This window comes from Dactylosporangium sp. CS-047395 (assembly GCF_050942185.1).
Lineage (GTDB): Bacteria > Actinomycetota > Actinomycetes > Mycobacteriales > Micromonosporaceae > Dactylosporangium.
In genome coordinates this window covers 10362177-10387809 of sequence record NZ_CP192015.1, presented here as the reverse complement: position 1 = coordinate 10387809, position 25633 = coordinate 10362177, and the positions used below count along the sequence as shown (strand labels likewise).

Genomic DNA, 25633 nt, shown 5'->3' with positions numbered 1-25633 from the left:
GGCGATTGTGCGACGACGAGATCTCACGGGACCTCCAGCCCATCGATGGATCGATGAGCAGGGACGCTATCAGTTAATATTATTAAATGTAAGGGTCGGGAACCTTAAAGCGACGCCGGCGCGCTTTCGTTTTGTCGCCGGTTCGCTCTCTTGGGCCGCGTGTTTGGCGCGATAAGTCGGGCGCTGGCGCGCCGCGACTTATCGGACATATCAGCATTTTCTGGGGTTGCGCCGGAAAACAAGCCGGCCCCGCCGCGTTGGTGCTTGCGGCGGGGCCTTTTCGGGTTTGCGGACTTGCTAGCTGCGATCGCGCGGGGGTTCGGCCCAGGGCGACGTTGGAGGGTTGTCCCGCCTGGGTGGGGGCTGCTCCTCGTCCTGATTGTCATCGGGCTGCGCAGCGGTCTGGCCGGTTGGCTGCCCGGTTGTATGGCCGGTTGTCTGGCTGGTTGTCTGCCCGGCTGCTCGCTCGGCGGCGATGCGGTCGAGTTGGGACTGGGCGGCGGTGGCTCGGCGTTCGGCCTCGCCTCGAGCGAAGGCGGCGCGCCGTTCGGCGGCCTCCGTGGGGGTGGGGCCGCCGTCGCCGAAGCCGAAGTTGGCGGTGGCGTCGGCGTCTTCCACCGGAGCCTCGAACCGCGTCGTGGCCTCGTCGCTGGCCGGTTGGTTGGTGGCGCCCCCGTACGGCCACAGGGTGGTGGCCTCGTCCGAGTCGGCGACGTCGTCCACAGCGGGCGAGGAGAAAGCGGGCGAGGAGGAACTCTCGGCGGGCGATGAGGAACCGACGGTGGCCGACGAGGAACCGACGTTGACCGGCGCGGAGTCATCGGCGGTCGGCGCGGACTCTGCGGTCGTGGTCCGGGTCGCCGGGGACGTCGGGTTCGGGTCGGCCTGGCGGATGATCGTTGTGGCCTCGCCGTCGTCGACCGGGGTGCGCAGGGCGGTGGTCCGGTCCTCGTCCACCGGCTGCGGTGCCATCGGCTGGAAGCGGCCGCGGCGGTCGGTGTCGTCGCCGTTGGTGACCACCGAGTACTCCCCGGTGCCGGGTGCCGCATGCCGCGGCCGCGGCGGGACGGGGGACTGACTTCCTGGGTGGAAGGCCTCGGTCTCCTCTTCCCGGCCCGGGCGTGAGGGGACGGCGAACCCGTCGAACGATGGGCCGTCGAGCAGCGAGCGCTCCTCGTCGGCCGGTCCCCGCGCGGCGCGTGAGGGCAGGCCGACCGGGGTCTCGCCGGTGTTGATCGGGCGGGTGGCCTCGGTGTCCTCGACCTCCGCCTGAGCACCCGGGGCCGAGACAGCCTGGGCACCCGGAGCTGAGGCGGCCTGCGCACCCGGAGCCGGGACGACCGGCCACGAACCCGATGGGGTCATGCCGGCGGCGTCCGCGGCGGGCGCGGCCGGGGAGTCGGGGGCCGGAACCGGCCAGGCCGGCGGGGCGTCCTCGGCGGGGGGTGGGGAGCTCGCTCCACGGCTGTACGCGATGGCGCCCGTCGCCGCCGCATCCTCCGCCGCCGGCTGGCTCGCGGGTGCGCCGGTCCAGGGGGAGTTGCTTGACTCGGGGGTCAGCCAGCCGTCAGAGGACTGCGCCGAACCGGGTGCCCCAGCCGCGGGTGGTCTGGAGACTGGAGGCGCGGACGCGGGCGGCGGTGGCGTGAAGACCGGCTGCGGCGAGGACCCGGGCGGCGCCGGCGGGAACGGTCCGGGAGGCCCGGGCGGTGTCGAAGCGGGCGGCCCGGAAACCATGGGCGGCGTCGACGGAATCGGAGGCGGCCCACTCACCGGAGGCCCGCTCACGGGTGGCGCCGACGAAACGGGAGGCGCCGACGAAACCGGAGGCGCAGAGGAAACCGGCGGTGCGGCAACGAACGGCGGTGCCGACGAAACCGGTGGCGCGGCGACGAACGGCGGTGCGGACGAGGCGGGCGGCGTGGAAACCGGCGGAACGAACGGCGGTTGACCGGCGGTCGGCCCGCCGTACGGGATCGGCGGCAGCCCACCCACCGGCGGCGCGGCCGCGAACGGCGAACCGGACGACCCCGACGGCTGCGAAGCGTAAGGCGGCGTAGAAACCGGCGGCTGCGAGGCGTACGGCGGCGTAGAAACCGGCGGCCCCGCGGCGGCGAACGGCGATCCAGACGACCCCGGCTGCTGCGAAGCGTAAGGCGGCGTAGAGACCGGCGGCTGCGAGGCGTAGGGCGGCGTAGAAACCGGCGGCTGCGAGGCGTACGGCGGCGTAGAAACCGGCGGCCCCGCAGCGGCGAACGGTGAGCCAGAAGAAGCTGGCGGCCCCGCGGCGGCGAACGGTGGACCGGAAGGCCCCCCAGAAGGAGCGAACGGCGAGGAAGCCCCCAAAGAAGGCACCGGCTGCGTCTCGTCGCTGGCCGGCAACGACCCAGGTCCCGGCAGCACCGTGGTGGACGAGGACGAAGCCGGGAACGCCGTGGTCTGCGCCGCCGGGTTGTAGGCCGGCCGCGGTGGAGTGGTCCCCGGACCCTGGCCCAGCGGGTACTCGTGCACGTCCGCCGGGCCGTCGCCCGGGATGGCGGCGATCGGCAGGGCGGTCGGCCAGGTGCGCCAGCGCTTGATGCTGAAGGCCGCGATCAACAATGCCAGCCCCAGGACCGCCGTGGTGCCGTTGACGATGGGGAGGCGGGTGTCGACGGTCAGGCTGGCGATCTTCAGGTCGCGGGGCAGGCTGTTCATGACCGAGAGCGGGTCGATGAAGAGGCTGACATACGTGGCGAGGAGGGCCGCGCCCGCGACGATCGGGCCGACGGGGGAGATGCGCAGGGTGGCGATGAGGCCGATGAGCAGGCCGGCGCCGAGGAGGTACGCGGCGGGGGTGAGGAGGTCGACGGAGTCGAAAGCGCCGCGCTCGACCCACTTTGCCACGGTATCCGCGGATTGCTGCTGACCGATCGCGATCAGCAGCCAGGCGATCGGGGCGATGAACATCCCCGCGATCAGGCTTCCGACGTGTCGCATGGGTCGCACCGTACCGTTTTTGGCATGAGCGAGCACACCGCCCGACCGACCAGCCGTGCCACCAGTTACTCGCGGGTCACGCTGAGCCGGATCATGACCGCGGTCGACGTGAACCTGTACGGCACGGTGCACGGCGGCGTGATCATGAAGTTCATCGACGACGTGGCCGGTGCGGCCGCCGCGCGGCACAGCGGCGGGACGGCCGTGACCGCCTCGATCGACGAGATCGCGTTCATCGAGCCGCTCCGGGTGGGCGACCTGGTGCACGCGTTCGCGCAGGTCAACTGGACCGGCACCAGCTCGATGGAGGTCGGCGTGCGGCTCGACGCCGAGCGTTGGGACCAGGTGAGCGAGGCCGCCCCGCTCGTCGTGGCCACCGCGTACCTCGTGTTCGTGGCCATCGACGCCGACGGCAAGCCGCGCCCGGTCCCGGCCGTCGCCCCCGACTCGCCCGAGAACGAGGGCCGCTGGCATGAGGCGGAAATCCGACGCGCCCACCGTCTCGCCCGCCGGGAAGCAATCCAGCAGCACCGATCGAACCGCTGAAAAAACCCGGGAACACCATGAGGCGCACCGGACAAGAAGGTGTGTGGACCCGGAAGGCAACCTCTTGATCGCGGACGGCTTCACCGCCCTCTACGACCGGCACGCGCAGGCGCTGTACCGCTACTGCGCGCGCCGGGTGGGGCCCGACCTCGCCGAGGACGCGGTGGCCCAGACGTTCCTCATCGCGTACGAGAAGCGGCACACGGCCGACCCCGGCGTGGACCCGCTGCCGTGGCTCTTCGGCATCGCCACCAACGTGCTGTTCCGCCATCGCCGCGACGAGGTGCGCGGCTACCGGGCGCTGGCCCGGACCGGCGCGGACCCGCTGCTGGTGCAGATGTCGGCCGAGAGCCACGCGGCGCGGGCGGACGAGCGCGTCGACGCGGGGCAGCGCGCCCGCCGCATCGCGCGGGTGCTGGCCAAGCTGCCCGCCCGGCAGCGCGACGTGCTGCTGCTGTTCGCGGTCGCCGACCTGTCGTACGCCGAGATCGCCGAGGCCCTGCACCTGCCGCTCGGCACCGTGCAATCGGCGCTGCACCGGGCCCGCGCCAAGTTGCGCAAATCCCTGAACGAAGAAGAGGCGGGGCGATGACGATGAGCACCGACGACGACAGCGACCTCAAGGCGCTGCGCGAGTTCCGCGGCGCGTTGGACGAGCCGCCGGAGGGCGCCCTCGCCCGCGGCCGATACCGGATGGCGAGCAGCGAGGACCGCCCGAGAAAGCGGCGGCAGTGGCTGCTCGCCCCCATCGGCGCGGCCGCGGCCCTGGCGGTGGTGCTCGGGGCGGCCGCCGCGCTCGAACCCGGCAACAACGAGCAGGGCCAGGCGCCGGCGGAAAAGCCCTCAGCGCAGGCAACCACGGCCGCCAAGGAGCCGGACCTGCCGGTCACGAAAGGCATCAGGGCACCGGTCAACGCGAAGGTGAGCAGCGACGGGGGCGCGACGCACGCCAAGGCGGTCGCCGCGATGGATCGCCTGGCCGGCGCGGCCGCGAACGCCCGGCCGATGGAGGTCGGGGCCGACCGGGTGCTGTACGTGAAGACCTACAACCTGGTCCCGGACGCCGGCAGCTACGTCCACGAGGTCTGGATGGACCCGCTGACCATGGTGCCGCTGCGCATCCGCCGCACCGACGGCGGTCAGCAGCTCGATGACACCTCCACCCAGGAGGAGATCGACAAGGCCGCGGCCGAGCCGTCCAACCTGTACCGCCCGGACGTCGCCTACCTGCGCCACCTGCCCACCGACCCGGGCCAGCTGATCGCCGCCTGGCGGCAGTGGGCCCAGGGGCAGTATCCGGGCCGCTCCGCCGACGGCATGATCTGGAAGGACACCTTCGAGCTGATGAACTACTCGGAGCCGTTCTGGACCGCCGACGAGCGCGCCACGATCTACCAGGCGCTGGCCAAGATGCCCGACGTCAAGGCGACGGGCGCGACGATCGACGGCAGGCCGTACGACATGGTGTGCATGGATCGTGAACCCGACGGCGGCGGCACCGTGGACTGCACGCTGTTCGACACCGCCACCGGCCGCTACGCGGGCAGCGCCCTCCCGGGCAAGAACCTGAAGCTCACCACCGAGAACGTGAACCTGGTCGACTACGGGACCCAGCCGCGGCCGATCCCGGCCATCAAAGAGAAGTAACAGCGAGGAATGACAGCTGGGGCGGCCCACACCGGATCGAGGGATCGGGTAGGGGCCGCCCACACTGAGCGATCGTTCACGCGTACCGCAAGATGGACCAATGGCGAAGCTGCTCTGGCAACCCCCGGCCGACGTGCGTGACCACACCCGGATCGGGGCGTTCCTGCGCTGGCTGGAGGCCGAGCGCGGCCTGACGTTCGCCGACTACCAGGCCCTGTGGCAGTGGTCGGTCGACGAGCCCGGACAGTTCTGGCGCGCGATCTGGGACCACTTCGAGGTCGTCGCGCATGTGGCGCCCACCGACACCCTCCCGGACCCGCGCATGCCCGGGACGGACTGGTTCCCCGGCGCCCGGCTCAACTACGCCGAGCACGTGCTGCGCATGCCGGGCGTCGCCGACGACGAGCCGATCGTGATCGCCCGCTCGCAGACCCGCGGCCCGATCGAGCTGACCGCGGCCGAGCTGCGCGAGCAGGTCCGCCGCGCCCGCGCGGGACTCAGGCGACTGGGCGTCGGCGAAGGCGACCGGGTCGCGGCCTACGCGCCCAACATCCCCGAGACGTTCGTGCTCCTGCTCGCCACGGCCAGCCTCGGCGCCATCTTCTCCAGCTGCGCCCCCGAGTTCGGCACCCGCTCGGTCGTCGACCGCTGGCAGCAGATCGAGCCCAAGGTCCTGGTGGCCGTCGACGGCTATCGCTACGGCGACAAGCCCATCGACCGTACCGGCGAGGTCGAGGCCATCCACCGGGCGCTTCCGTCGGTCGAGCACGTGGTCCGCATCGGCCACCTGGATCCCCGAAAAGACGACTGGGCCGCGCTGACACAAGAAACCGACGAGCCGTTGGAGTTCAAGGCGGTGCCGTTCAAGCATCCGCTGTACGTCCTCTACTCCTCCGGCACCACCGGCCTGCCCAAGCCGATCGTCCACGGCCACGGCGGCATCCTGCTGGAGCACCTCAAGATGCTGGCCCTGCACCACGATCTGGGCCCGGGGGACCGGTTCTTCTGGTTCACCACGACCGGCTGGATGATGTGGAACTACCTCGTCTCCGGGCCGGCCGTCGGCGCCGCGGTCGTGCTCGTCGACGGCAACCCGGCCCATCCCGACCTCGGCTGGCTGTGGCGCGTCGCGGACGAGACCGGGACGAGCTACTTCGGCACCTCGGCGCCCTTCCTGCTGTCCTGTCGCAAGGCCGCGGTTGTACCGTCCGAGCTCGCCGACCTGACCCGCCTGCGCGGCATCGGCTCGACCGGGGCGCCGTTGCCCCCCGAGGGCTTCGAGTGGGTCTACGAGACGGTGTCGAAGGACGTGCTGCTGGCGTCGGCATCGGGCGGTACCGACGTGTGCACCGCCTTTGTCGGCGGCGTCCCGCTGCTCCCCGTCCGCGCGGGCGAGATCGCCTGCCGGGCGCTCGGGGCGCGGGTCGAGGCGTTCGCGGCCGACGGCACCCCCGTCATCGGCGAGCTCGGCGAGCTGGTCATCACCGCCCCGATGCCGAGCATGCCGGTCGGGTTCTGGGGCGACGCGGACGGGAGTCGCTACGCGGAGGCGTACTTCGGCACGTACCCGGGCGTGTGGCGGCACGGCGACTGGATCACCATCGACGAGCGCGGCGCCTGCGTCATCACCGGCCGCTCGGACGCGACCCTGAACCGCGGCGGCGTGCGGCTCGGCACGAGCGAGTTCTACTCCGTGGTCGAAGGGCTGGACGAGGTCGTGGACTCCGTGGTGGTACACCTGGAGGACCCTGAGGGCGGCGCCGGTGAACTGCTGCTCTTCGTGGTGCTGGCCCCCGGCACCGACCTCGACGACGCGCTGCGGGCCCGGATCGCCCGCGAGCTGCGCACCGCGCTGTCCCCGCGGCACGTCCCCGACGAGGTGTTCCAGGTCGAGGCCGTGCCGCGGACACTCTCGGGCAAGAAGCTGGAGGTGCCGGTGAAGCGCATCCTGACCGGGACCCCGGTGGATCAGGCGGCCGCGAAGGGCGCGCTGGCCAATCCCGAGTCCCTGCAGTACTTCCAGCGGTACTTCGTCAAAGCACGCTCGTAGCCTGCTCCGACTCGGCGCGGGCGGCGAGCTTGGCCGGGTCGGAGTTGACGCTCAGCACGATGCTGGCGCCCGCGGCGAGCGGACCGACGAGCCACTCCACCGGATCGGGGTGGGCGACCGCGTCGATCAGCAGCCGCCCGCCCGGGTAGGCCAGCTTCCGCGCGCGCTCGACCAGGTCCTCGGTCCCGGCCCCACCCACCGGCCCCGGGTAGTGGTCGCCGAACTGCCGCACCTCGGTCACGTAGTCGGCGAACCCGGCCGGGGCCGGACCGCGCATCGGCAGGCCCATCGGCGCCAGGCCGAGGACGTAGCGGTCGGCCGGCCCGGGCGCGCCGGTCTCGGCCGCGCTCAGCGACGCGAACTCCACGTCCGCGCCGGCGCCGGTCGGCTGGCCGTACGTGACGCTGAGGCCGGCCGTCCACGCCCCGAGCAGGATCGCCGCGGTCTGCCAGTGCGCCGGCAACCGCACCGCGGCGACGTCGCCGGGGCCCAGCCCACAACCGTCGACCAGCAGGTTCGCGGTCTTCGCCACCCAGTTGGCCAGGGTCGCGCCGGACAGTTCCGTTCGCTCGCCGGTCGCGTCGTCATAGAACGTCAGGAACGGAAGTGACGGGTCTTTCCCGACAACTGCCGCAAAGAGTGAAGGAACTGTATTCCCCATATGTCCAAATTATCCCTTCCATAACATCTCACCTGATTTCTCGGGAGATGGGACAAGCGAGATGGGTGTCTGGGCAACGCGACGATACCGGCGCGGCAGGCTGGTCGTGCTCGCCGGCTGCTCGCTCGCCCTGCTTGCCGCGGCGGCCGTCGGCGGCGGCGCGGTGGCCCGCCCGACCGAGCCGCCGGTCGCCGCCGAGGGCCTGACCGCGCCGATCGAGTGGGCCAACCCGGCCGCCACCGCGCCCGGGGGCGAGGGCGTGCCGGCCCGGGTCACCCGCGTCCGGCTGGGCGACTTCGACCGGCCCGCGAGCGGGGTGAGCGCCCAGGGCGGGGTCCTGGAGGACGTGCCGCTCGCCGACGGGTACCGCAGGACGACCCGCAGCCGCACCCTGACCGTCACGCGCACCCCGACCGAGCGGTTCAGCGCGGTCGGCGTCACCTGGCGCGAGACGGCGCACGTCGGCGCGCTCAGCGTGGCCGTGCGCCACCACACGCCGGGCGGGGCCTGGAGCGCCTGGCAGACCGTCGGGGCGGGGGAGAGCGACCGCGACCCGGTGAGCGTGCCCGCCGGGCCCCGGGCGCGGGCCAAGGCCTCGCCGTCGCCGAGCGCGTCCGCGCCCGCGGCCGGGCCGGTCGAGCGCGGCGGGGCGGATCTCGTCTGGGTCGGCCCGAGCGACGGCGTGCAGATCACGGTCAGCTCGACGAGTGGTTCGGCCCCGCACGATCTCGCGGCCGACCTCATCGACCCGGCCGACGCGCCGGCCGACGCGGTGCCGCCCATGCCGCCCGCGCCCGCCGCCGAGGACGCGCCGGTCGCTCTGCGCCCGTTCATGCCGGCCATCAACCGCCGCGCCTCCTGGGGTGCCAACGAGCAGCTCATGGACTGGAAGCCGCAGTACGCGCCGCTGGTCAAGGCGGTCGTGGTCCATCACACGGCGACGGGCAACGACTACGCCGAGGCCGACGTGCCCAAGATCCTGCGCTCGATCTACCAGTACCAGACGGTCAGCCGTGGCTGGGGCGACATCGGCTACAACGTGCTGGTCGACCGGTTCGGCCGGCTCTGGGAGGGCCGCTCCGGCGGGCTGTCCCGGCCGGTCGTGGGGGCGCAGGCGGGCGGGTTCAACACCGGCACGGCGGGCCTCGCGATGATCGGCGACTACCGCGGCACGGCCGTCCCGCCGGCGGTGGTGGAGTCGGCCGCGAAGTACACCGCCTGGAAACTTTCACTGAACCAGGCCATCGACCCGCACGGGACCGTGACGCTCACCGGCGGCGGCTCGACGTCGAAGTACCCGGCCGGCACCACGGTCACCGTCCCGCGGGTGATGCCGCACCGGCAGACCAACGCCACCGAGTGCCCGGGCGCGCGCGGGATGGACGTCCTGCCGGCCATCCGCGACCGGGCTGCCGGGCTGCTGGGGGACCTGACCAAACCGCAGACGGTACGGTCGCTGATGGCCGCCTACCGCCCGGCCGACGGGACCGTGCGCCTGCAGGGAGTACCGGATCCGATTTTCACTTCGGGTCCGAACGAAATCGCGGTGCCGGCCGATTACAACGGCGACGGCAAGGCCGACGTGGCCACCTGGTCGCCGATCACCGGCAACTGGACGATGCTGCTGACCGGCGAGGGGCGCTCGGTGGTGCAGTGGGGCCTGCCCGGGGACGTGCCCGCGCCGGCCGACTACGACGGCGACGGCCGGGCCGACCTCGCCGTGTTCCGGCCGTCCAACGGGGTCTGGTACATCAAGGGCGGCGGCGAACTGCAGCTCGGGCAGACCGGTGACCAGCCGGTTCCCGGCGACTACACGGGCGACGGGCGGGCCGAGCCGGCGATCTGGCGCCCCTCCACGGGGCTGTGGGCGATCCGGGCCATCCGGGAGTGGCAGTTCGGCGAGCCCGGGGCGATCGCGGTGCCCGCGGACTACGACGGCGACGGCCGGCTCGATCCGGCGGTGTGGTCGCCCGCGACCCAGCAGTTCACCGTCACCGGGCAGGCTCCGGTGCGCCTCGGCGACCCGGGCGACACGCCGGTGCCCGGCCAGTACGACGGGGACGGCCGGGCGGACCTCGCGGTGTGGCACGACGGGCGGTTCGACGTGCGCGCGGTTGGGAAGTACGAGGTGGGAGCGCCCGGAGACGTACCGATGCCGTTGAATTGAGCAAAACTTGAACTTCGTTGCCGACACGTGAGTTGATTCAGGCTGAATCCTGGGTGGAACTCACGATGCGAGTCGCGTCGTGGACATCGATCACCGGCGGATCGGGCGTAGGCTTTGCCGCGAGAGACCGCCGCACCGAAGATCCGCATCGAGTCCAAAAGGGAGTGCCCTGTGACCCCCGGCCGACCGCCACGCGTGCTCGTTGACGCCACGAGTGTCCCAGCCGACCGAGGCGGTGTGGGGCGCTATGTCGACGGTCTGCTGGGCGCCCTCGGCGCGCTCGACGCCGACCTGGCCGTGGTGTGCCAGCGCACCGACGCGGAGCGTTACGGGCGGTTGCTGCCCAGTGCCCGGATCATGTCGGCCCCGGCGGCGGCCGCGCACCGCCCGGCCCGGCTGGCCTGGGAGCAGACCGGCCTGCCGATGCTCGCCCAGCAGGTCGGGGCCCAGGTGCTGCACTCGCCCTTCTACACCTGCCCGCTGCGCGCGAGCTGCCCGGTGACGGTCACGGTCCACGACGCCACGTTCTTCACCGAGCCGGAGCACTACGACAAGTCCCGGCGCACCTTCTTCCGTTCGGCGATCAAGACGTCGCTGCGCCGCGCCAGCCGGGTGATCGTGCCCAGCAAGGCCACCCGCGACGAGCTGATCCGCCTGCTCGACGCCGACCCGACCCGCATCGACGTGGCCTACCACGGCGTCGACCCGCAGGCGTTCCACGCGCCCAGCGACGACGAGAAGGCCCGGGTGCGGGCGCGGCTGGGGCTGGGCTCGACGGAGTACATCGCCTTCCTGGGCGCCAAGGAGCCCCGCAAGAACGTGCCGAGCCTGGTCCGCGGCTGGATCTCCGCCGTGCGCGACCGGCCGGACCCGCCGGCGCTGGTCGTCGCGGGCGGCCAGGGCCACGACGACGAGATCGACGGGGCCATCGCCGAGGTGCCCAGCCACCTGCGGCTGCTGCGCCCCGGCTACCTGCGCTACGCGGACCTGCCGGGCTTCCTCGGCGGCGCGGTGGTGGCCGCCTACCCGTCCTTCGGCGAGGGCTTCGGCCTGCCGATCCTGGAGGCCATGGCCTGCGGCGCGCCGGTGCTCACCACGCCCCGGCTGTCGCTGCCGGAGGTGGGCGGGGACGCGGTGGCCTACACCGGCCCGCAGCCCGACGAGATCGCCCGTGACCTTTCGGCGCTGCTCGACGACATGGAGCGACGTAACGCTTTGGCAAAGGCCGGTGCCGCGCGCGCCAAGGAGTTCACCTGGGAGTCCAGCGCCGAGGTTCACCTCGCCGCGTGGGCGAGAGCCGCCGGACCCCGCGGCATCTGACCCGATGTGCCCCACGGTGTCACCCAGCGAGGTGGTGCCGGGCGATTTCGGTGATGGTGTTGACACCCCCGAGTTGTGGAAAGGTGCCCTATTCCGGGCATGATGGGCGCGTGTTCTACGCGGTGATTCCTGCAGGTGGCAGCGGCACGCGGCTCTGGCCGCTGTCGCGAGCCGGCCATCCGAAGTTTCTCCACGCCCTCACCGGGACCCCGTTGTCGCTGCTCCAGGCGACGTACGGCCGTCTCGAAGGCCTGGCGATGCCCGAGTCCACCTTCGTGGTGACCGGCGTGGCGCACGCGGCTGCCGTGGCCCGGCAGCTGCCGGGTCTTCCGGAGGGCAACATCCTCGTCGAGCCGACGCCGCGCGACTCCTGCGCCGCCATCGGGCTCGCCGCGGCGGTGATCTCCCGCCGCGACCCGCACGCCGTCATGGGCGCGTTCGCCGCCGACCAGCTGGTCCGCGACGTGCCGGCCTTCCAGGACACCCTGCACCGGGCGATCCAGGGCGCCGAGGACGGCCTGCTGATGACGATCGGCATCACGCCGACGCATCCCGAGACCGGCTACGGCTACCTGCACGTCGGCGAGCCCACCGGCACCGGCGACGTGTGCAAGGTGGCCGAGTTCGCCGAGAAGCCCGCCTACGACGTCGCCCAGCGCTACGTCGACTCCGGCGAGTACCTCTGGAACGCCGGCATGTTCGTCTGGCGCGTCGACGTGTTCCTCGACGAGCTCGCCCGCCAGCAGCCGAGCCTGCACGACGGCCTGCGGCGCATCGCCGAGGCCTGGGACACCCACGACCGCGAGGAGATCCTGGCCCAGATCTGGCCCGGGCTCACCAAGATCTCGGTCGACTTCGGGGTGATGGAGGGCGCGGGCCGGGCCGGCCTCGTCGGCACCGTGCCGGGCAACTTCGGCTGGAACGACGTCGGCGACTTCCACACCCTCGGCGAGCTGCTCGAGACCGACACCGCGGGCAACGTGGTGGTCGAGCTCGGCGCGGTGATCGACGACCCGGCGGCCGGCGCCCAGAACAAGCCGACGGTCCTCATGCAGGACGCGGAGCGGGTGGTCGTGGTGCCGCGCTCGGGCCGGCTCGTGGCCGCCGTCGGCGTGAGCGACCTGATCATCGTGGACACGCCGGACGCGCTGCTGATCTGCCCGCGCGCCCGGGCCCAGGACGTCAAGAAGCTGGTCGACTCCCTGAAGGAGCGGGGCTCGTCCGAGCTGCTGTAAGCGCCCACGCGAGCGCGGGCGCGACGAGGATCTCCGTCGCGTCCGCCAGTGGCTCCGGCAGCTCGTCCGGCGCGAACCAGCCCAGCGCGCTGGACTCCGCGCTCACCGTCTCCACCGCGCCGGGTTGGGCGATCGCCGCGTACCGGATGTCGTAGTGCAGCGACGGCCCGCCCGAGCAGTGCACGTGGTGCACGTCGAGGTTGATCGGGGCCTCGCTGATGCGCAGGCCCAGGATGCCCGACTCCTCGGTCGCCTCCCGCAGCGCCGCGCTCGCGACCGTGGCGTCGCCCGGCTCGCAGTGCCCGCCGAGCTGCACCCAGCGCTTGATCCGGCCGTGCAGGCAGAGCAGGACCCGCTCGGCCGCGGCGTCCACGACCAGGGCGCTCGCGGTCACGTGGCCGCCGTGGTGCTCGCGCCAGACGGTGGTGGGATCGGGCCGTACAAAATCCAGGAACCGCTGCCGGGTCGCCTCGGCCTCCGCAGACGGAGCCGTCCATCCCGACAGCACGGCCAGTGCGTTCTCGTGCAGCGTCATAGTGACGGCAGGCTACCGCGCCCGATGGCGAGCACGCCGAGGGGCACGCCGCCGGCCGGGACCTCGGCGGCCAGCGCGGCCGGATCGGTGATCTCCAGCCAGCCGCTCGCGAGCCCGTCAGCAGCGAGAACGGCCCGCAGCCGCTCGGCCCGGCGGCCCGCCTCGGCGGCCGCGCGCAGATCCCCGGCCGGGGCCCACACGATCACGGCGGCCACGGTGTTGTCCGGGACCGTCACGCTGCGTGTCGACGGGAACGGCAGGGCGGGCAGCCGCACGGGCGGGTCGGCCGGGCTGAACGCGGTCGCGTCGGGCAGTTCGGCGGCCACGCGCAAACCCCGGGCAACGGCCTCGGCGGTACCGAGTGAGAAGAGATCGGCGTCCGCCCCTCGGATGAGCTCGGCGGCGCCCGGACCGTGCGCGTAGGGGAAGGCCCGCGCGAAGCCCCGCACGATCGCCACCGGCACCTGCGTCGTCTTGCCCTGCACCAGTTCCGCGGCCGAGGCGAGCTGGTCGATCTGGGCCATCTGGGTCAGCTGGAGCTCGTTGCCGTACGCGTCCTTGAGCCCGCGGTAGTCCAGCATCGCGTCGACCCCGGCCGCGCCGATGGCCACGTCGATCAGTCCCAGCCGCCAGGGCCGGCCCATGGTGTCGGTGATGACCACGGCGACGTCGAGCTGGAAGCGGTCGCGCAGCTCCTCGCGCAGCGCCCGGGCCGAGGCGTCCGGGTCCTTGGGCAGCAGCACCAGGTGGGTCGCGTCGACGTTGGACGCGTCGATGCCGGCCGCGGCCAGCACCAGGCCGTGGTGGGTCTGCACGATGCGGGTCGGGCCGCGCCGGGCCACGATCCGGGCCGTCTCCGCGCGCAGCGCGGCCTCGCGGGCCGCCTCGCGCTCGGGCTCGTCCGGCGGCAGCTCGACCAGCCGGCCCTCGGACTTGCTCACGATCTTGCTGGTCACCACGACGACGTCGCCGTCGCGGATCCAGTCGGCCGCGCCGGTGATGAGGTCGGCCAGGTTGTCGCCGGGCTTGACGTCGCCGATGCCGACGACCGGGTGGATCTCGATCGACGGGATCATGCGACACCCACCGTGCTCATCGCGTTGCGCACCATCGTGGCGGTCGCGGCCTCGTCGGTCATCCAGAGCGGCACGGCGCGCACGGTCAGGCCCGGGATTTTCGTGTTCTCGTCGGTCTCGTCGACCAGCCAGGCGTCGAGGACGCCGCCGTTGGCCCGGGCGCCGAGCAGCCCGCCGACGCCCTCGGGGGTGCACTCCACGCCCATCACGGCGAGGCACTTGTCGGCCATGCCGCGGACTGGAGCGGTACCGATGATGGGGGAGAAACCGACCACAGGCGCCCGGCCGGTGGCGACCGCGTCGCGCACGGCGGGCACGGCCAGGATCGGCGCGATCGAGACGACGGGGTTGCTGGGGGCGACCAGCACGACGTCGGCCGCGGCGATCGCGTCCAGCACGCCGGCCGCCGGCTTGGCGCTGTCGGCCCCGACGAACACGAAGCGCTGGGTCGGGATCTCCGCGCGGTAGCGGATCCACCATTCCTGGAAGTGGATGGCGCGGACGGCCCCGTCGAGCTCGACCACGGCGTGCGTCTCCACGCGGTCGTCGCTGGCCGGCAGCATCCTGATCCCGGGCTGCCAGCGGTCGCACAGCGCCTCGGTGACCGCCGAGAGCGGGTAGCCGGCCTCCAGCATCCGGGTGCGCACCAGGTGGGTGGCGATGTCCTTGTCGCCGAGGCCGAACCAGGTGGGCTCGGCCCCGTAGGCGGCCAGCTCCTCCTTGACCGTCCAGCTCTCCCCGACCCGGCCCCAGCCGCGCTCGGGATCGGCCCCGCCGCCGAGGGTGTACATCACGCTGTCCAGGTCCGGGCAGATGCGCAGCCCGTGCAGGGTCACGTCGTCGCCCACGTTGATCACCGCGGTGACGTCGGCGCCCGTCTCCCGGGCGACCGCGCGCACCCCGAGCAGGAAGCGCGCGCCGCCGATGCCACCTGCAAGAACCACGATCCGCATGGCCTCAATCCTGCCCCACCCGCGCGGCGCGGCCGCTCGGGGTCTCTCACGCACGCGGGATTGGCCAGTGGGAGCTAGGCTGCTGGCGACCTGTTGCACGGAACGCTTCACTTCGGGAGAGCCAGTGAGCACCCAGCCACCCGATCCGAACGCCACCGGGGCCTACCAGCCCCAGCCGGCGGCCCAGTACCAGACCCCGGCTCCCGTTTCGGGTGCCGCGCAGCAGTACCAGGCCGCTCCCGCGCCCGCCGCCGCCCCGGCAACGCCGCCGGACGCCCGGAAGGCCCGCGGCCTGCTGGAGCCCTACCGCGAGCTGACCGCCTTCGGCCTGCTCGGCGCGGTCGCGCTGATCCTGCTGGCCGGCCTCGTGCGGGTCCTCACCGGTCTGTTCAACTCGTTCCTGGCCACGGCGACCGCCTCGTTCGGCAACGTGATCGGCTTCGAGGTCATCCTGCTGCCGATCGTCGCCGTCGTGCTGGTCCTGCTCATCGACCCGGTGACGCCGCGGGCCAAGGTGGTCGTGATCGGCGCGCTCGTGGAATACGCGATCGCCGCCGTGCTCGGCCTCGTGCTGCTGCTCGCCGGGCTCATCGGCGACTTCCAGAGCGAGGGCCCGATCGGCTGGGCGCTGGGCGGCTTCCTGGAGCACCTGGCCGGCCTCGGGCTGATCGGCCTCGGGCTCTTCCTCACCGCGCGCATCTTCCTGGGCGCCTACTCGGCCCCGAAGCCGGTCGCCGCGCCGTACCAGCAGGGCTACGGCTACCAGCAGCAGGGCTACGGGTACCCGCAGCAGCAGTACGCGCAGCAGACCGGGTACGTCACCGGCTCCCAGCCCGCGGCGGCGGCGCAGCAGCAGGCTTACCCGGCTGGATATGCGCAGCAGCAGCAGCAGCCGGCCACCGGCGGCTGGCAGACCACGGGCAGCACGCCGGCGGCGGCGGCGCCGGCGCAGCAGCAGGCCTACACCCAGCCCCAGGCGCAGACCGGCTACGTCGCGCCGACGACGGGTGCTCCGGCCGCCGCGCCGACGTCCGGTGGGTATGCCGCCCCGGGTTACGCGACTCCCGGCTACGCCCAGCCGACGGCTCCGGCCCCGGCCGCCCCGGCGCAGCCCGCCGCCGAGACCGCGCAGCCGGCCTCGGGTCCGCCGCTGAGCTCGCCGTTCGCGGCGTACACGGCGCCGGCTCCGACCCCGGTCACCGACGAGCCGGTCTCGGCCTCACCGGCCGACACGGGCGCCTCGACGCCTCCGGGCGGCTTCGCTCAGGCGGGCTGGCCGGGCGGTCAGTCGACCCCGCCCGCGCCCGCGCCCGCCGAGGAGGAGGGCACCGCGGTGCTCACCCCCGCCGACCCGGATGCCACCCAGGCGGCCCCGGTCGTCAAGCCGGCCGACGAGGACCCGGACCGCACCACCGTCATGCGCCCCGGCGAGAAGCACGACGGCGGCGACGAGACGCAGCGCACCCAGGCGATCCCGCCGAGTAACTGAGCGGGCCCCCGTGGCCGCGGAACGCCGCGGCCACGGGGAACACGTCACACACCTAGCTCGCGAAGATTCGCCCGCGGGCGGCCTACGCTCAGGTGGTGACGTCTGAAGGCAGAACTACCGAGGGCAACGCGATGCGGCGGGCCCTGCGGCGCGCGGCCGACGGCCGCACGCTCGACGCGACCGAGGCCGCCGTCCTGCTGACCGCACGCGGGCCGGCCCTGGACGAGCTGCTCGGCATCGCCGGCGCGGTGCGCGACGCGGGCCTCGCCGACGCCGGCCGCCCGGGCGTCATCACGTTCTCCAAGAAGGTCTTCATCCCGCTGACGCGGCTGTGCCGGGACCGGTGCCACTACTGCACGTTCGCGACCGTGCCGCACCGCCTTCCCGCCGAGTACCTCGAGATGGACGAGGTCCTCGAGATCGCCCGCGAGGGCGCCAAGCAGGGCTGCAAGGAGGCCCTGTTCACGCTGGGCGACCGGCCCGAGGAGCGCTGGCCGCAGGCCCGCCGCTGGCTGGACGAGCGGGGCTACGACGACACCCTCGCGTACGTGCGCGCCTGCGCGATCGCCGTGCTCGAGGAGACCGGCCTGCTGCCCCACCTCAACCCGGGCGTGCTGTCCTGGGCCGAGCTGCAGCGGCTCAAGCCGGTCGCGCCGAGCATGGGCATGATGCTGGAGACCACCGCGACCCGCCTGTGGTCGGAGCCGGGCGGCCCGCACTACGGCTCGCCGGACAAGGAGCCGGCGGTCCGGCTGCGCGTGCTGGAGGACGCCGGCCGGGTCGGGGTCCCGTTCACCACCGGCATCCTGATCGGCATCGGCGAGACCCTCGACGAGCGGGCCGACGCGCTGTTCGCGATCCGCAAGACGATGCGGGAGTACGGCCACATCCAGGAGACGATCGTCCAGAACTTCCGCGCCAAGCCCGACACGGCCATGCGCGGGATGCCCGACGCCGAGCTGCGGGATCTGGCCGCGACCATCGCGGTGGCTCGATTGGTGCTCGGCCCGAAGGCGCGCATCCAGGCCCCGCCGAACCTCATCGACGACGAATACGCCCTGCTCATCCGGGCCGGCATCGACGACTGGGGCGGCGTGAGCCCGGTGACGCCGGACCACGTCAACCCCGAGCGCCCCTGGCCCGCCCTCGACGAGTTGGCTTCCAAGACAAAAGACGCCGGTTTTGTACTCCATGAGCGTCTGACCATCTACCCCGAGTACGCCCGCCGCGGGGTGCCGTGGCTGGACGCCCGCCTGGCCGCGCACGTCGAGGCCCTCATGGACCCAGAGACCGGCCTGGCCGACGAGGAGGCGCTGCCCACCGGGCTGCCGTGGCAGGAGCCGGACGGCGGGCACGAGGACAGCGGCCGCACCGACCTGCACACCGCCATCGACGACGAGGGCCGCAGCGCGGACCGCCGCGGCGACTTCGACACCGTCTACGGCGACTGGAACGAGGTCGCCACCCGCGTCCCGCACAACGCCCCCGCGCGCCTCGACCAGGAAGTCCACAGTGGACTCAAGCTGGCCGAGACCGACCCCGGCGCGTTGCTGCGCCCGGAGCACGAGGCGGCCGCCCTGGCACTGTTCAATGTGGACGGTCTCGGCCTGGAGGAGCTCGTCCGCATCGCCGACACGCTGCGCCAGGAGGCGGCCGGCGACGACATCACCTACGTCGTGAACCGGAACATCAACTTCTCCAACGTGTGCTACGTCGGGTGCCGCTTCTGCGCCTTCGCCCAGCGCGAACGCGACGCCGACGCCTACCGCCTCTCCTACGAGCAGGTCGCCGACCGCGCCGAGGAGGCCTGGAACGCGGGCGCGACCGAGGTCTGCATGCAGGGCGGCATCGACCCGAAGCTCCCCGTCGGCGCGTACGCCGAGCTCGTCCGCGCCGTCAAGCAGCGCGTCCCGGGCATGCACGTGCACGCCTTCAGCCCGATGGAGGTGGTCACGGCGGCGGCCAAGGCCGGCGTGTCCATCCGCGACTGGCTGACCCAGCTCAAGGAGGCCGGCCTGGACACCATCCCCGGCACCGCCGCCGAAATCCTCGACGACGAGGTCCGCTGGGTGCTCACCAAGGGCAAGCTCCCGACCTCGGCGTGGGTCGAGGTGGTCAGCACCGCACACGAGCTGGGCATCCGCTCGAGCTCCACGATGATGTACGGTCACGTCGACCACCCCGGCCACTGGCTCGGCCACTTCCGGGTGCTGGCCGGCATCCAGGACCGCACCGGCGGCTTCACCGAGTTCGTGGCCCTGCCGTTCGTCCACCACAGCGCCCCCATCTACCTCGCCGGCATCGCCCGCCCGGGCCCGACCTGGCGCGACAACCGCGCCGTACACGCGATGGCCCGGGTCCTCCTGCACGGCCGCATCCCCAACATCCAGTGCTCCTGGGTCAAACTCGGCGACGAGGGCACCGTGGCCATGCTGCGCGGCGGCGCCAACGACATCGGCGGCACCCTGATGGAGGAGACCATCTCCCGGATGGCCGGCTCGGAACACGGCTCGGCCCGCACCAAGGACGAACTCGAAGCCATCGGCCACGCCGCCGGCCGCCCCGTCCGCCGCCGCACCACCGTCTACGGACGGGTCTGACCCCACGCCTCACGCCCAACGCCTCGCCCCGCGTCTGACGTCGCGCACAGGTCGCGTCGCGCGGCACGTCGCCCCAGCGTCTGACGTCGTGTCGCACGCGTCGCGTCGCGTGGCACACGTCGGGCACCACGTCGCGCACGCGTCGCGTCGCGTCGCACGTCGCGTCGCGTCGCGTCGCACGTCGCGTCGCGCGGCACGTCGCCCCGCGTCCGGCGTCGCGCGGCACGTCGCGCGCGGCACGTGGCGTGGCGTGGCGACGCCGTGCGGCGCGGGGGCTGGCGGTTCGGGCCCGGGGCGGCCGCCGGGTGATGCTCGGCGTGTGCGGGGTGATGCCTCAGCCGATCGTTGTCGGCACCAGCGCCACGGCGGCCACGAGGGCGCCCAGCAGGAGCAGGCCCAGGATGCGCCGGCCGGGGATCAGCAGGGCCAGCAGCAGCGCACCCGCGGCGATCTTCACGGGGTGGGTGCGCACCTGCATGACGGGCCAGCCGACGTGCGGCAGGATCAGGCGCACCGGGCCTACCACGCGCTTGCGGTCGACCGCGGCCGGTTCCGGCTGGGGGCTCGCGTCGCCCTTGAGCATCAGGGTGCCGTTGTTCGCCTGCGAAATCACCCGGTGGGTGATGGGGCCGCGCGGGTCGTTGTAGGTGACGATCTCGTACTGCGCCACGGACTTCGCGTTGGGATCGACGAGGATCAGGTCGCCGCGGTGGATTGCGGGGGTCATGGACTCGGACATCACGACGTAGGGCTTCCAGCCCAGGCCGGCGACGCCGACGGCGAACAGGATCGCGGAGACGGCGGCGCCCAGGAGCAGACGACGGATCATGAGCGGGCCGTGAGGATGGAGCTCAACTTTTGCCGCACATCGGCGCAGTTCGGCCGGGCCGAGCGCGGGTTGAGCAAACTCGCCGGAACTCTTCCGGCGCGTCCGGCGTGTCGCCCGTTACCTCCGGCGGTGCTTGGTCGGTATGGGTACGGCACGGGGTGCAAGCGATCGCCCGAGCGGGCCTATTTATCAGGTTCGGCTTGACGACGCACGCATTACACGCGTGTAATTTCACGGGGGATGTTCGCCGGGTGGCGTTGCTAGAGCCATCAAGCGGACATAAGGAACACCGCGCCGAGGTACAGCAACCTTGTAGGACATGCGCCTTCCGCGTGGGGGGTTGCGCCGGCATTGACGCCGGTGCGCAAGAAGGAGGCACGCTGATGGACGGCCGACCAGTCGTGGCCGACCTGCTGGGTAACGCTCCGGAGTGGCAAGAGCGCGCTTTGTGTTCGCAAACGGATCCGGAGGCTTTCTTCCCGGAGAAGGGCGGGTCGACGCGCGAGGCCAAGCGCATCTGCTCGCGCTGCGAGGTGCGGGCGGATTGCCTGGAGTACGCGCTCGGGCACGATGAGCGTTTCGGGATCTGGGGCGGGCTCTCGGAGCGCGAGCGCCGCAAGCTCAAGCGCCGGGCTGCTTAGCGGGATCGGAATTTTCGAATTGGGGCGTCGATTTCCCTTTTGGGGGTCGGCGCCCCTTTCTTTGTAATTATTATGCGTCCGGGGGAATAACCCGCAAATGTCCACGCCGCCCGAGCGGATGCTGTTGATCGGGTTCTTCGCGGTTGGGCGCCGGGCGAGCCGCCTCGCGCACCGCCTCGGCCAGGGCCACCAGGTCGTCGTTCGTGGGCGGCGGCGGCCCGTACTCCCCCTCGTGCCGAACCAGATCCCACCCCCGCGGCGCCGTCAGCCCCCGGGCGTGCGACTCGCACAGGTCGTACGAATGCGGCTCGGCGAACGCGGCCAGCGGCCCGACAACTGCGGTCGATTCGGCATAAACATACGTCAACGTCGCAACGGGCGATCGCGGGCAACCGTTGCGCGAGCATCGACGTGGGGTCCTCACGGCCAGACGGTATCGCTCAAAGCCCCCCGTGTCGCCGGCAAAGCCCCGCGACACGCCGGGGTGACCACGGCGACACGCCCACTCGGGCGATCTGTCTGATTGGCACCCCTCACCCTCGCCCCACCCCGGCACGAGGCGTCGGGGCAGCACGGCGTGTCGCTCGGGTGGGGCATCGGCGTGTCCGCGCGGTGGCGGCAGCGCCGGGGTGCGGGGTCGGGCGTTACGCTGATGGGCGTGGCGAGCCCAGATCGACGACGCAGTGGACCGGGACGGCGCGGTCGCGATCGGCACGGGCGGGGTCTGCGCGGCCGCCTGGTGCCGGCGTCGCTGCCGATGTCCCGCACCCGCGCCGAGATGTTCGACGATCTCGTCCTGGACTCGGTCGAGCAGCTCGAGCAGCGGTTCTCCCAGGAACTGGCCGGGGTCGAGTTCGCCGTCGAGGACGTGCCACCGGAGCTGAACGTGTACGACTCGGACGTCCTCGAGGACGGCGAGGTCCCACTCGCCCGCCTGCTCCCCGGTCGCCCGGGCCGCCACGGCGTGCCGCCCCGCATCGTGCTCTACCGCCGCCCCCTGGAGTTCCGCGCCGCCGACCACGACGACCTGGCCGACCTCGTGCACGACGTGATCATCGAGCAGGTCGCCAACCTCCTGGGCGTCTCACCCGACGAACTCGAAGGCTGATCGAAGCCACCCGGAATCAGCCACCGAGGAGACGGGACATCAGCGCGGCCCGGCGGGCGATGCGGCCCGTGCGCGCCTCGGCCGCGTCCGCCGAGCCCATCAGCCGCAGGCTCGCGTTCACGCCCAGCCAGCGCAGCGGCTCCGGCTCCCAGCGCGGCGACCGGTGCCCCACCCACGGCAGCCGCACCAGCTCGGAGTCGACCCCGGTGATCAGGTCGGCCAGCGTCCGCCCGGCCAGGTTCGTGGTGGCCACCCCGTCGCCGACGTACCCGCCGGCCCAGGCCAGGCCGGTCGCCGGGTCGAGCCCGACCGAGGCCATCCAGTCCCGGGCCACCCCCAGCGGCCCGCCCCAGGTCGCCGCCACCGGCACGTCCCCCAGCGCCGGGAACAGCTCGCCCAGCGCGCGCCGCAGCTCGGCGAAGACCCGCGGCTCGCGATCGAAGGCCGGGTCGATCGTCGAGCCGTAGTGGTACGGCGCACCTCGCCCGCCAAAGGCCAGCCGATCGTCAGCCGTGCGTTGCCCATAGATGATCAGATGCCGGAAGTCGGCGAACGTCTCGCGACCGGCCAGCCCGGCGGAAGCCCAGAACGCCTCGGGCAGCGCCTCCGTGGCGATCATCAGGGAGTACAACGGCGCAATCGATCGCTTGAAGCCGGGCAGGCGCGGGGTGAAGCCCTCCGTCGCCCGCACCACGATCGGCGCGCGCACGGTGCCCGACGGCGTCTCCGCGCGCCCCGCGGCCAGGCGCGTCACCGGCGTCCGCTCGACGATGCGCACGCCCCGCCGCTCGCAGGCGTCCGCGAGGCCGCGGGCCAGCTTGGCCGGTTGGATGGCGGCGCAGTGCGGGGTGTACGTGCCGCCCAGCACCTCGGTCGCGCCCACCCGCGCCCGCGCCTCGGCGGCGGAGAGCAGCACCAGGTCGAGCCCGTACAAGGAGGCCTCGGCGACGTCGGCCCGCGCCCGCGCGAGCTGCGCCTCGGTGCGGGCCAGCACCACGGTGCCACCCTTGGCCCAGTCGCAGTCGATGCCCTCCGCGGCCACGACCCGGCCGACCTCGTCCACAGTGGACTCCATCGCGGCGTTCAGCGCGAGCGCGGCGTCGCGGCCGAACATGCGGTCCAGGGCGCTCACCGACTTGGGGAACAGCGCCGAGCACCAGCCGCCGTTGCGGCCACTGGCGCCGAAGCCCGCGGTCTCCGCCTCCAGCACCACGATCCGCAGGGCGGGGTCGGCCAGCGCCAGGTAGTACGCGGTCCACAGGCCGGTGTAGCCCGCGCCGACGATGCACACGTCGGCCTCCGCGTCGCCGTCCAACGCGGCGCGCGGCGGAACAGCAGGCAGTACCGACATCCAGAAGCTCATGGCTCTTGGACCAGGGGGTCGATCACCGTCCGGACCGGCAGGACGCCGGTCGGCGGGTCCCAGCCCTCGTCCTCGGGTCCGGTGTCCGGCCAGCCGTCGCTCACCTTCAGCGACCACTCGTCGAGGGGCAGCCGCAGCACCAGCGTCGCCGCCAGTTCCTTGCGCGACGGCGGGCGCACCACCGCCCACCGGCCCGGGGTCAGGTGCTCGCTGATCAGGCGCAGCGCCGGTTCCTGGTCCTCGACGACCGAGCAGGCGCCGAGGACCATCGCCGAGCGGTACCGCATCGAGGCCTCGAACGCGCTCCGCGCCAGGATCAGCCCGTCGAGCAGGGTGACCGTCAGGCAGCAGGGCGCGCCGCCGGCCAGGAGGCGGAACAGCCGGCTGCCGGACGAGCCGTGGAAGAGCACCGAGTCGCCGTCGCGGCCGTACGCCACCGGGACGGCGAACGGGTGTCCATCGTGGACGAACGCCACGTGGGCGACCATCCCGGCGTCGAGCACGGCGTGCAGCGTCGAGCGCTCGCGGACCGCCTTGTCGGGCAGGCGGCGGATCCGCGTGCGCTCTACAGGCGCGCCCACGCCTCGGTCAGCACCGAGCGCAGGATCTGCTCCATCTCGGCGAAGTGCGTCTCGTCGCAGATCAGCGGCGGGGCGAGCTGGATCACCGGGTCGCCGCGGTCGTCGGCGCGGCAGTACAGGCCGGCCTCGAACAGCGCCTTGGACAGGAAGCCGCGCAGCAGCGCCTCGGACTCGGCCTCGTTGAACGTCTCCCGGGTCGCCTTGTCCTTGACCAGTTCGATGCCGAAGAAGTAGCCGTCGCCCCGCACGTCGCCGACGATCGGCAGGTCGTGCAGGCGCTCGAGGTACGAGCGGAACAGCGGAGAATTCGTGCGCACGTGCGCGTTGAGGTCCTCGCGCTCGAAGATGTCGAGGTTGGCCAGGGCGACCGCCGAGCCGACCGGGTGCCCGCCGTAGGTGATGCCGTGCGCGAACCAGTTGCGCCCGGTCAGGAACGGCTCGGCCAGCCGGTCCGAAACCAGCATCGCCCCCAGCGGGACGTAGCCGCTGGTCAGGCCCTTGGCGCAGGTGATGATGTCGGGCTGGTAGCCGTAGCGGTCGGCGCCGAAGTACTCGCCGAGCCGGCCGAACGCGCAGATCACCTCGTCGGAGACGAGCAGCACGTCGTACCGGTCGCAGATCTCGCGCACCCGCTGGAAGTAACCGGGCGGGGGCGGGAAGCAGCCGCCCGCGTTCTGCACCGGCTCCAGGTAGACCGCGGCGACCGTGTCGGGCCCCTCGAACTCGATCATCTCGGCGATGCGGTCCGCGGCCCAGACGCCGAACTCCTCGGGCGACATCGACTGGTCGGGCCGGCGGTAGTAGTTGGTGTTGGGCACCCGGAACGCGCCCGGAACCAGCGGCTCGAAGTCCTGCCGGAACGCCGGGACGCCGGTGATGGACAGCGCGCCCATCGAGGTGCCGTGGTAGGCGACGTAGCGGGAGAGCACCTTGGTCTTCAGCGGCTTGCCGACCTTGCGGAAGTACGAGCGGGCCAGCTTCCAGGCGCTCTCCACCGCCTCGGAGCCGCCGGTGGTGAAGAAGGCCCGGTTCAGGTCGCCCGGGGCCAGGCTGGTGAGCCGCTCGGCCAGCTCGATCGCCTTCGGGTGCGCGTAGGACCACAGCGGGAAGTACGCGAGCTCGGAGGCCTGCTTCGCGGCGGCCTCCGCGAGCTCCTGGCGGCCGTGCCCGGTCTGCACCACGAAGAGCGCGGAGAGCCCGTCGAGGTAGCGGCGGCCGTGGCTGTCGTAGATGTAGGCCCCGTCGCCGCGGACGATGACCGGCACCGGGTTCTGCGCGTAGTCGGACAGGCGGGTGAAGTGCATCCAAAGGTGATCGCGCGCGGACGCGTCGAGCGCGGCGGAGTCGGGCTGTTGGTCGTTCATCGGGTCCCCCACGCATAGGTCTGCTTGGCGAGCTTGAGGTAGACGAAGGTCTCCGTCGCGGTGACGCCGGGGATGCTTCGCACCGTGTCGTTGATGAGGTCGAGCAGGTGCTCGTCGTCGGTGCAGACCAGCTCGACGAGCAGGTCGTAGCCGCCGGCGCAGATCACCACGTAGTCGATCTCCGGCACCGAGGCGAGCGCCTTGGCGACCGGCCGGAGATCCCCCTCGACCTTGACGCCGATCATCACCTGGCGCGCGAAGCCCAGGGTGAGGGGATCGGTGACCGCGACGATCTGCATCACGCCGCTGTCCAGCAGGCGTTGCACCCGCTGGCGGACGGCCGCCTCGGAGAGGCCCACGACCTTGGCCAGGGCGGCGTAGGACATGCGACCATCGCGCTGCAGCTGCTCGATGATCCGCTTGTTGACGTCGTCAAGGGCGGTGACGGGCTCGCTCACGTGTGGATTCTTGCTCAGCAATCGGCCTTTG

The 25633-nt window shown here is 72.5% G+C and carries 22 protein-coding genes; 11 read left to right on the top strand and 11 right to left on the bottom strand.

Features of this window, described 5'->3' with window-relative positions; translation table 11 throughout:
* Positions 1–297 precede the first annotated feature (297 nt).
* Positions 298–2979: a hypothetical protein gene (locus ACQP00_RS48445; RefSeq protein WP_433210626.1), complete on the bottom strand. Its 2682-nt coding sequence runs from the start codon at positions 2977–2979 to the stop codon at positions 298–300.
* 24 nt (positions 2980–3003) lie between these two features.
* Between ACQP00_RS48445 and ACQP00_RS48440 the strand changes: the two genes are divergently transcribed.
* From ACQP00_RS48440 to ACQP00_RS48425, 4 genes are all read left to right on the top strand, one after another.
* Positions 3004–3525, top strand: a complete 522-nt coding sequence (locus ACQP00_RS48440; RefSeq protein ID WP_433210624.1) for an acyl-CoA thioesterase — start codon at positions 3004–3006, stop codon at positions 3523–3525.
* A gap of 43 nt (positions 3526–3568) precedes the next feature.
* The gene (locus ACQP00_RS48435) at positions 3569–4117 is read left to right on the top strand and encodes an RNA polymerase sigma factor (protein WP_433210622.1); all 549 of its coding nucleotides are present in this window, start codon (positions 3569–3571) and stop codon (positions 4115–4117) included.
* A complete protein-coding gene (locus tag ACQP00_RS48430; RefSeq protein ID WP_433210620.1) occupies positions 4114–5172 on the top strand; it encodes a hypothetical protein in 1059 nt (352 codons plus the stop codon). Before ACQP00_RS48435 ends, ACQP00_RS48430 begins: the two co-directional genes overlap by 4 nt.
* Positions 5173–5272: 100 nt before the next feature.
* Complete coding sequence (locus ACQP00_RS48425) at positions 5273–7222, top strand: acetoacetate--CoA ligase (protein ID WP_433210619.1); 1950 nt, start codon at positions 5273–5275, stop codon at positions 7220–7222.
* Here the strand turns inward: ACQP00_RS48425 and ACQP00_RS48420 are convergent.
* On the bottom strand, positions 7206–7883 hold the full coding sequence (locus ACQP00_RS48420) for a TIGR03089 family protein (RefSeq protein ID WP_433210617.1): 678 nt from the start codon (positions 7881–7883) through the stop codon (positions 7206–7208). The two genes, ACQP00_RS48425 and ACQP00_RS48420, sit on opposite strands and share 17 nt — an antisense overlap.
* 61 nt (positions 7884–7944) lie before the next feature.
* On the opposite strand from ACQP00_RS48420, the gene ACQP00_RS48415 reads away from it, so the two are divergent.
* The 3 genes from ACQP00_RS48415 to ACQP00_RS48405 all read left to right on the top strand — a co-directional run bounded on the left by ACQP00_RS48415 (position 7945) and on the right by ACQP00_RS48405 (position 12605).
* Positions 7945–10050 carry an FG-GAP-like repeat-containing protein gene (locus ACQP00_RS48415; protein ID WP_433210615.1) on the top strand — a complete coding sequence of 702 codons (2106 nt, stop codon included), beginning with the start codon at positions 7945–7947 and terminating at the stop codon, positions 10048–10050.
* A gap of 171 nt (positions 10051–10221) precedes the next feature.
* Complete coding sequence (locus tag ACQP00_RS48410) at positions 10222–11370, top strand: glycosyltransferase family 4 protein (protein ID WP_433210613.1); 1149 nt, start codon at positions 10222–10224, stop codon at positions 11368–11370.
* A gap of 110 nt (positions 11371–11480) precedes the next feature.
* Positions 11481–12605, top strand: a complete 1125-nt coding sequence (locus tag ACQP00_RS48405; protein WP_433210611.1) for a mannose-1-phosphate guanylyltransferase — start codon at positions 11481–11483, stop codon at positions 12603–12605.
* Here the strand turns inward: ACQP00_RS48405 and ACQP00_RS48400 are convergent.
* Genes ACQP00_RS48400 through cofD form a run of 3 tightly spaced genes read right to left on the bottom strand, consistent with a single transcriptional unit; the run spans position 12553 to position 15169 of the window.
* Positions 12553–13140, bottom strand: coding sequence for an NUDIX hydrolase (locus tag ACQP00_RS48400; protein ID WP_433210609.1), 588 nt, complete (start codon positions 13138–13140; stop codon positions 12553–12555). The genes ACQP00_RS48405 and ACQP00_RS48400 overlap by 53 nt on opposite strands.
* The gene (locus ACQP00_RS48395) at positions 13137–14216 is read right to left on the bottom strand and encodes a coenzyme F420-0:L-glutamate ligase (RefSeq protein WP_433210607.1); all 1080 of its coding nucleotides are present in this window, start codon (positions 14214–14216) and stop codon (positions 13137–13139) included. Before ACQP00_RS48395 ends, ACQP00_RS48400 begins: the two co-directional genes overlap by 4 nt.
* On the bottom strand, positions 14213–15169 hold the full coding sequence (cofD, locus tag ACQP00_RS48390) for a 2-phospho-L-lactate transferase (protein ID WP_433210605.1): 957 nt from the start codon (positions 15167–15169) through the stop codon (positions 14213–14215). The genes ACQP00_RS48395 and cofD overlap by 4 nt, the downstream gene beginning before the upstream one ends.
* A 124-nt stretch (positions 15170–15293) precedes the next feature.
* Here cofD and ACQP00_RS48385 point away from each other — a divergent pair, with 124 nt between their 5' ends.
* On the top strand, positions 15294–16658 hold the full coding sequence (locus tag ACQP00_RS48385) for a hypothetical protein (RefSeq protein ID WP_433210603.1): 1365 nt from the start codon (positions 15294–15296) through the stop codon (positions 16656–16658).
* A 131-nt stretch (positions 16659–16789) separates the two neighbouring features.
* A complete protein-coding gene (locus tag ACQP00_RS48380; protein ID WP_433224285.1) occupies positions 16790–19258 on the top strand; it encodes a bifunctional FO biosynthesis protein CofGH in 2469 nt (822 codons plus the stop codon).
* A 334-nt stretch (positions 19259–19592) separates the two neighbouring features.
* Here ACQP00_RS48380 and ACQP00_RS48375 read toward each other — a convergent pair whose 3' ends face one another.
* A complete protein-coding gene (locus tag ACQP00_RS48375; protein WP_433210601.1) occupies positions 19593–20087 on the bottom strand; it encodes a signal peptidase I in 495 nt (164 codons plus the stop codon).
* A gap of 383 nt (positions 20088–20470) precedes the next feature.
* On the opposite strand from ACQP00_RS48375, the gene ACQP00_RS48370 reads away from it, so the two are divergent.
* The gene (locus tag ACQP00_RS48370; RefSeq protein WP_033364663.1) at positions 20471–20728 is read left to right on the top strand and encodes a WhiB family transcriptional regulator; all 258 of its coding nucleotides are present in this window, start codon (positions 20471–20473) and stop codon (positions 20726–20728) included.
* 70 nt (positions 20729–20798) lie between these two features.
* On the opposite strand, the gene ACQP00_RS48365 is transcribed toward ACQP00_RS48370, so the two are convergent.
* Entirely contained in the window at positions 20799–21152 is a 354-nt protein-coding gene (locus tag ACQP00_RS48365; protein WP_350612062.1) for a DUF3499 domain-containing protein, read from the bottom strand.
* A 234-nt stretch (positions 21153–21386) separates the two neighbouring features.
* Here ACQP00_RS48365 and ACQP00_RS48360 point away from each other — a divergent pair, with 234 nt between their 5' ends.
* Complete coding sequence (locus ACQP00_RS48360) at positions 21387–21836, top strand: metallopeptidase family protein (protein ID WP_350612063.1); 450 nt, start codon at positions 21387–21389, stop codon at positions 21834–21836.
* 16 nt (positions 21837–21852) lie between these two features.
* On the opposite strand, the gene ACQP00_RS48355 is transcribed toward ACQP00_RS48360, so the two are convergent.
* Genes ACQP00_RS48355 through ACQP00_RS48340 form a run of 4 tightly spaced genes read right to left on the bottom strand, consistent with a single transcriptional unit; the run spans position 21853 to position 25602 of the window.
* Positions 21853–23199, bottom strand: a complete 1347-nt coding sequence (locus ACQP00_RS48355) for an NAD(P)/FAD-dependent oxidoreductase (RefSeq protein ID WP_433210599.1) — start codon at positions 23197–23199, stop codon at positions 21853–21855.
* Entirely contained in the window at positions 23196–23780 is a 585-nt protein-coding gene (locus ACQP00_RS48350) for a pyridoxamine 5'-phosphate oxidase family protein (RefSeq protein WP_433210597.1), read from the bottom strand. Before ACQP00_RS48350 ends, ACQP00_RS48355 begins: the two co-directional genes overlap by 4 nt.
* Positions 23765–25144 (bottom strand): aspartate aminotransferase family protein, encoded by a 1380-nt coding sequence (locus ACQP00_RS48345; RefSeq protein ID WP_433210595.1) that lies wholly within the window; start codon positions 25142–25144, stop codon positions 23765–23767. The genes ACQP00_RS48350 and ACQP00_RS48345 overlap by 16 nt, the downstream gene beginning before the upstream one ends.
* On the bottom strand, positions 25141–25602 hold the full coding sequence (locus ACQP00_RS48340; RefSeq protein WP_433210593.1) for an Lrp/AsnC family transcriptional regulator: 462 nt from the start codon (positions 25600–25602) through the stop codon (positions 25141–25143). Before ACQP00_RS48340 ends, ACQP00_RS48345 begins: the two co-directional genes overlap by 4 nt.
* Between the last annotated feature and the right edge of the window lie 31 nt (positions 25603–25633).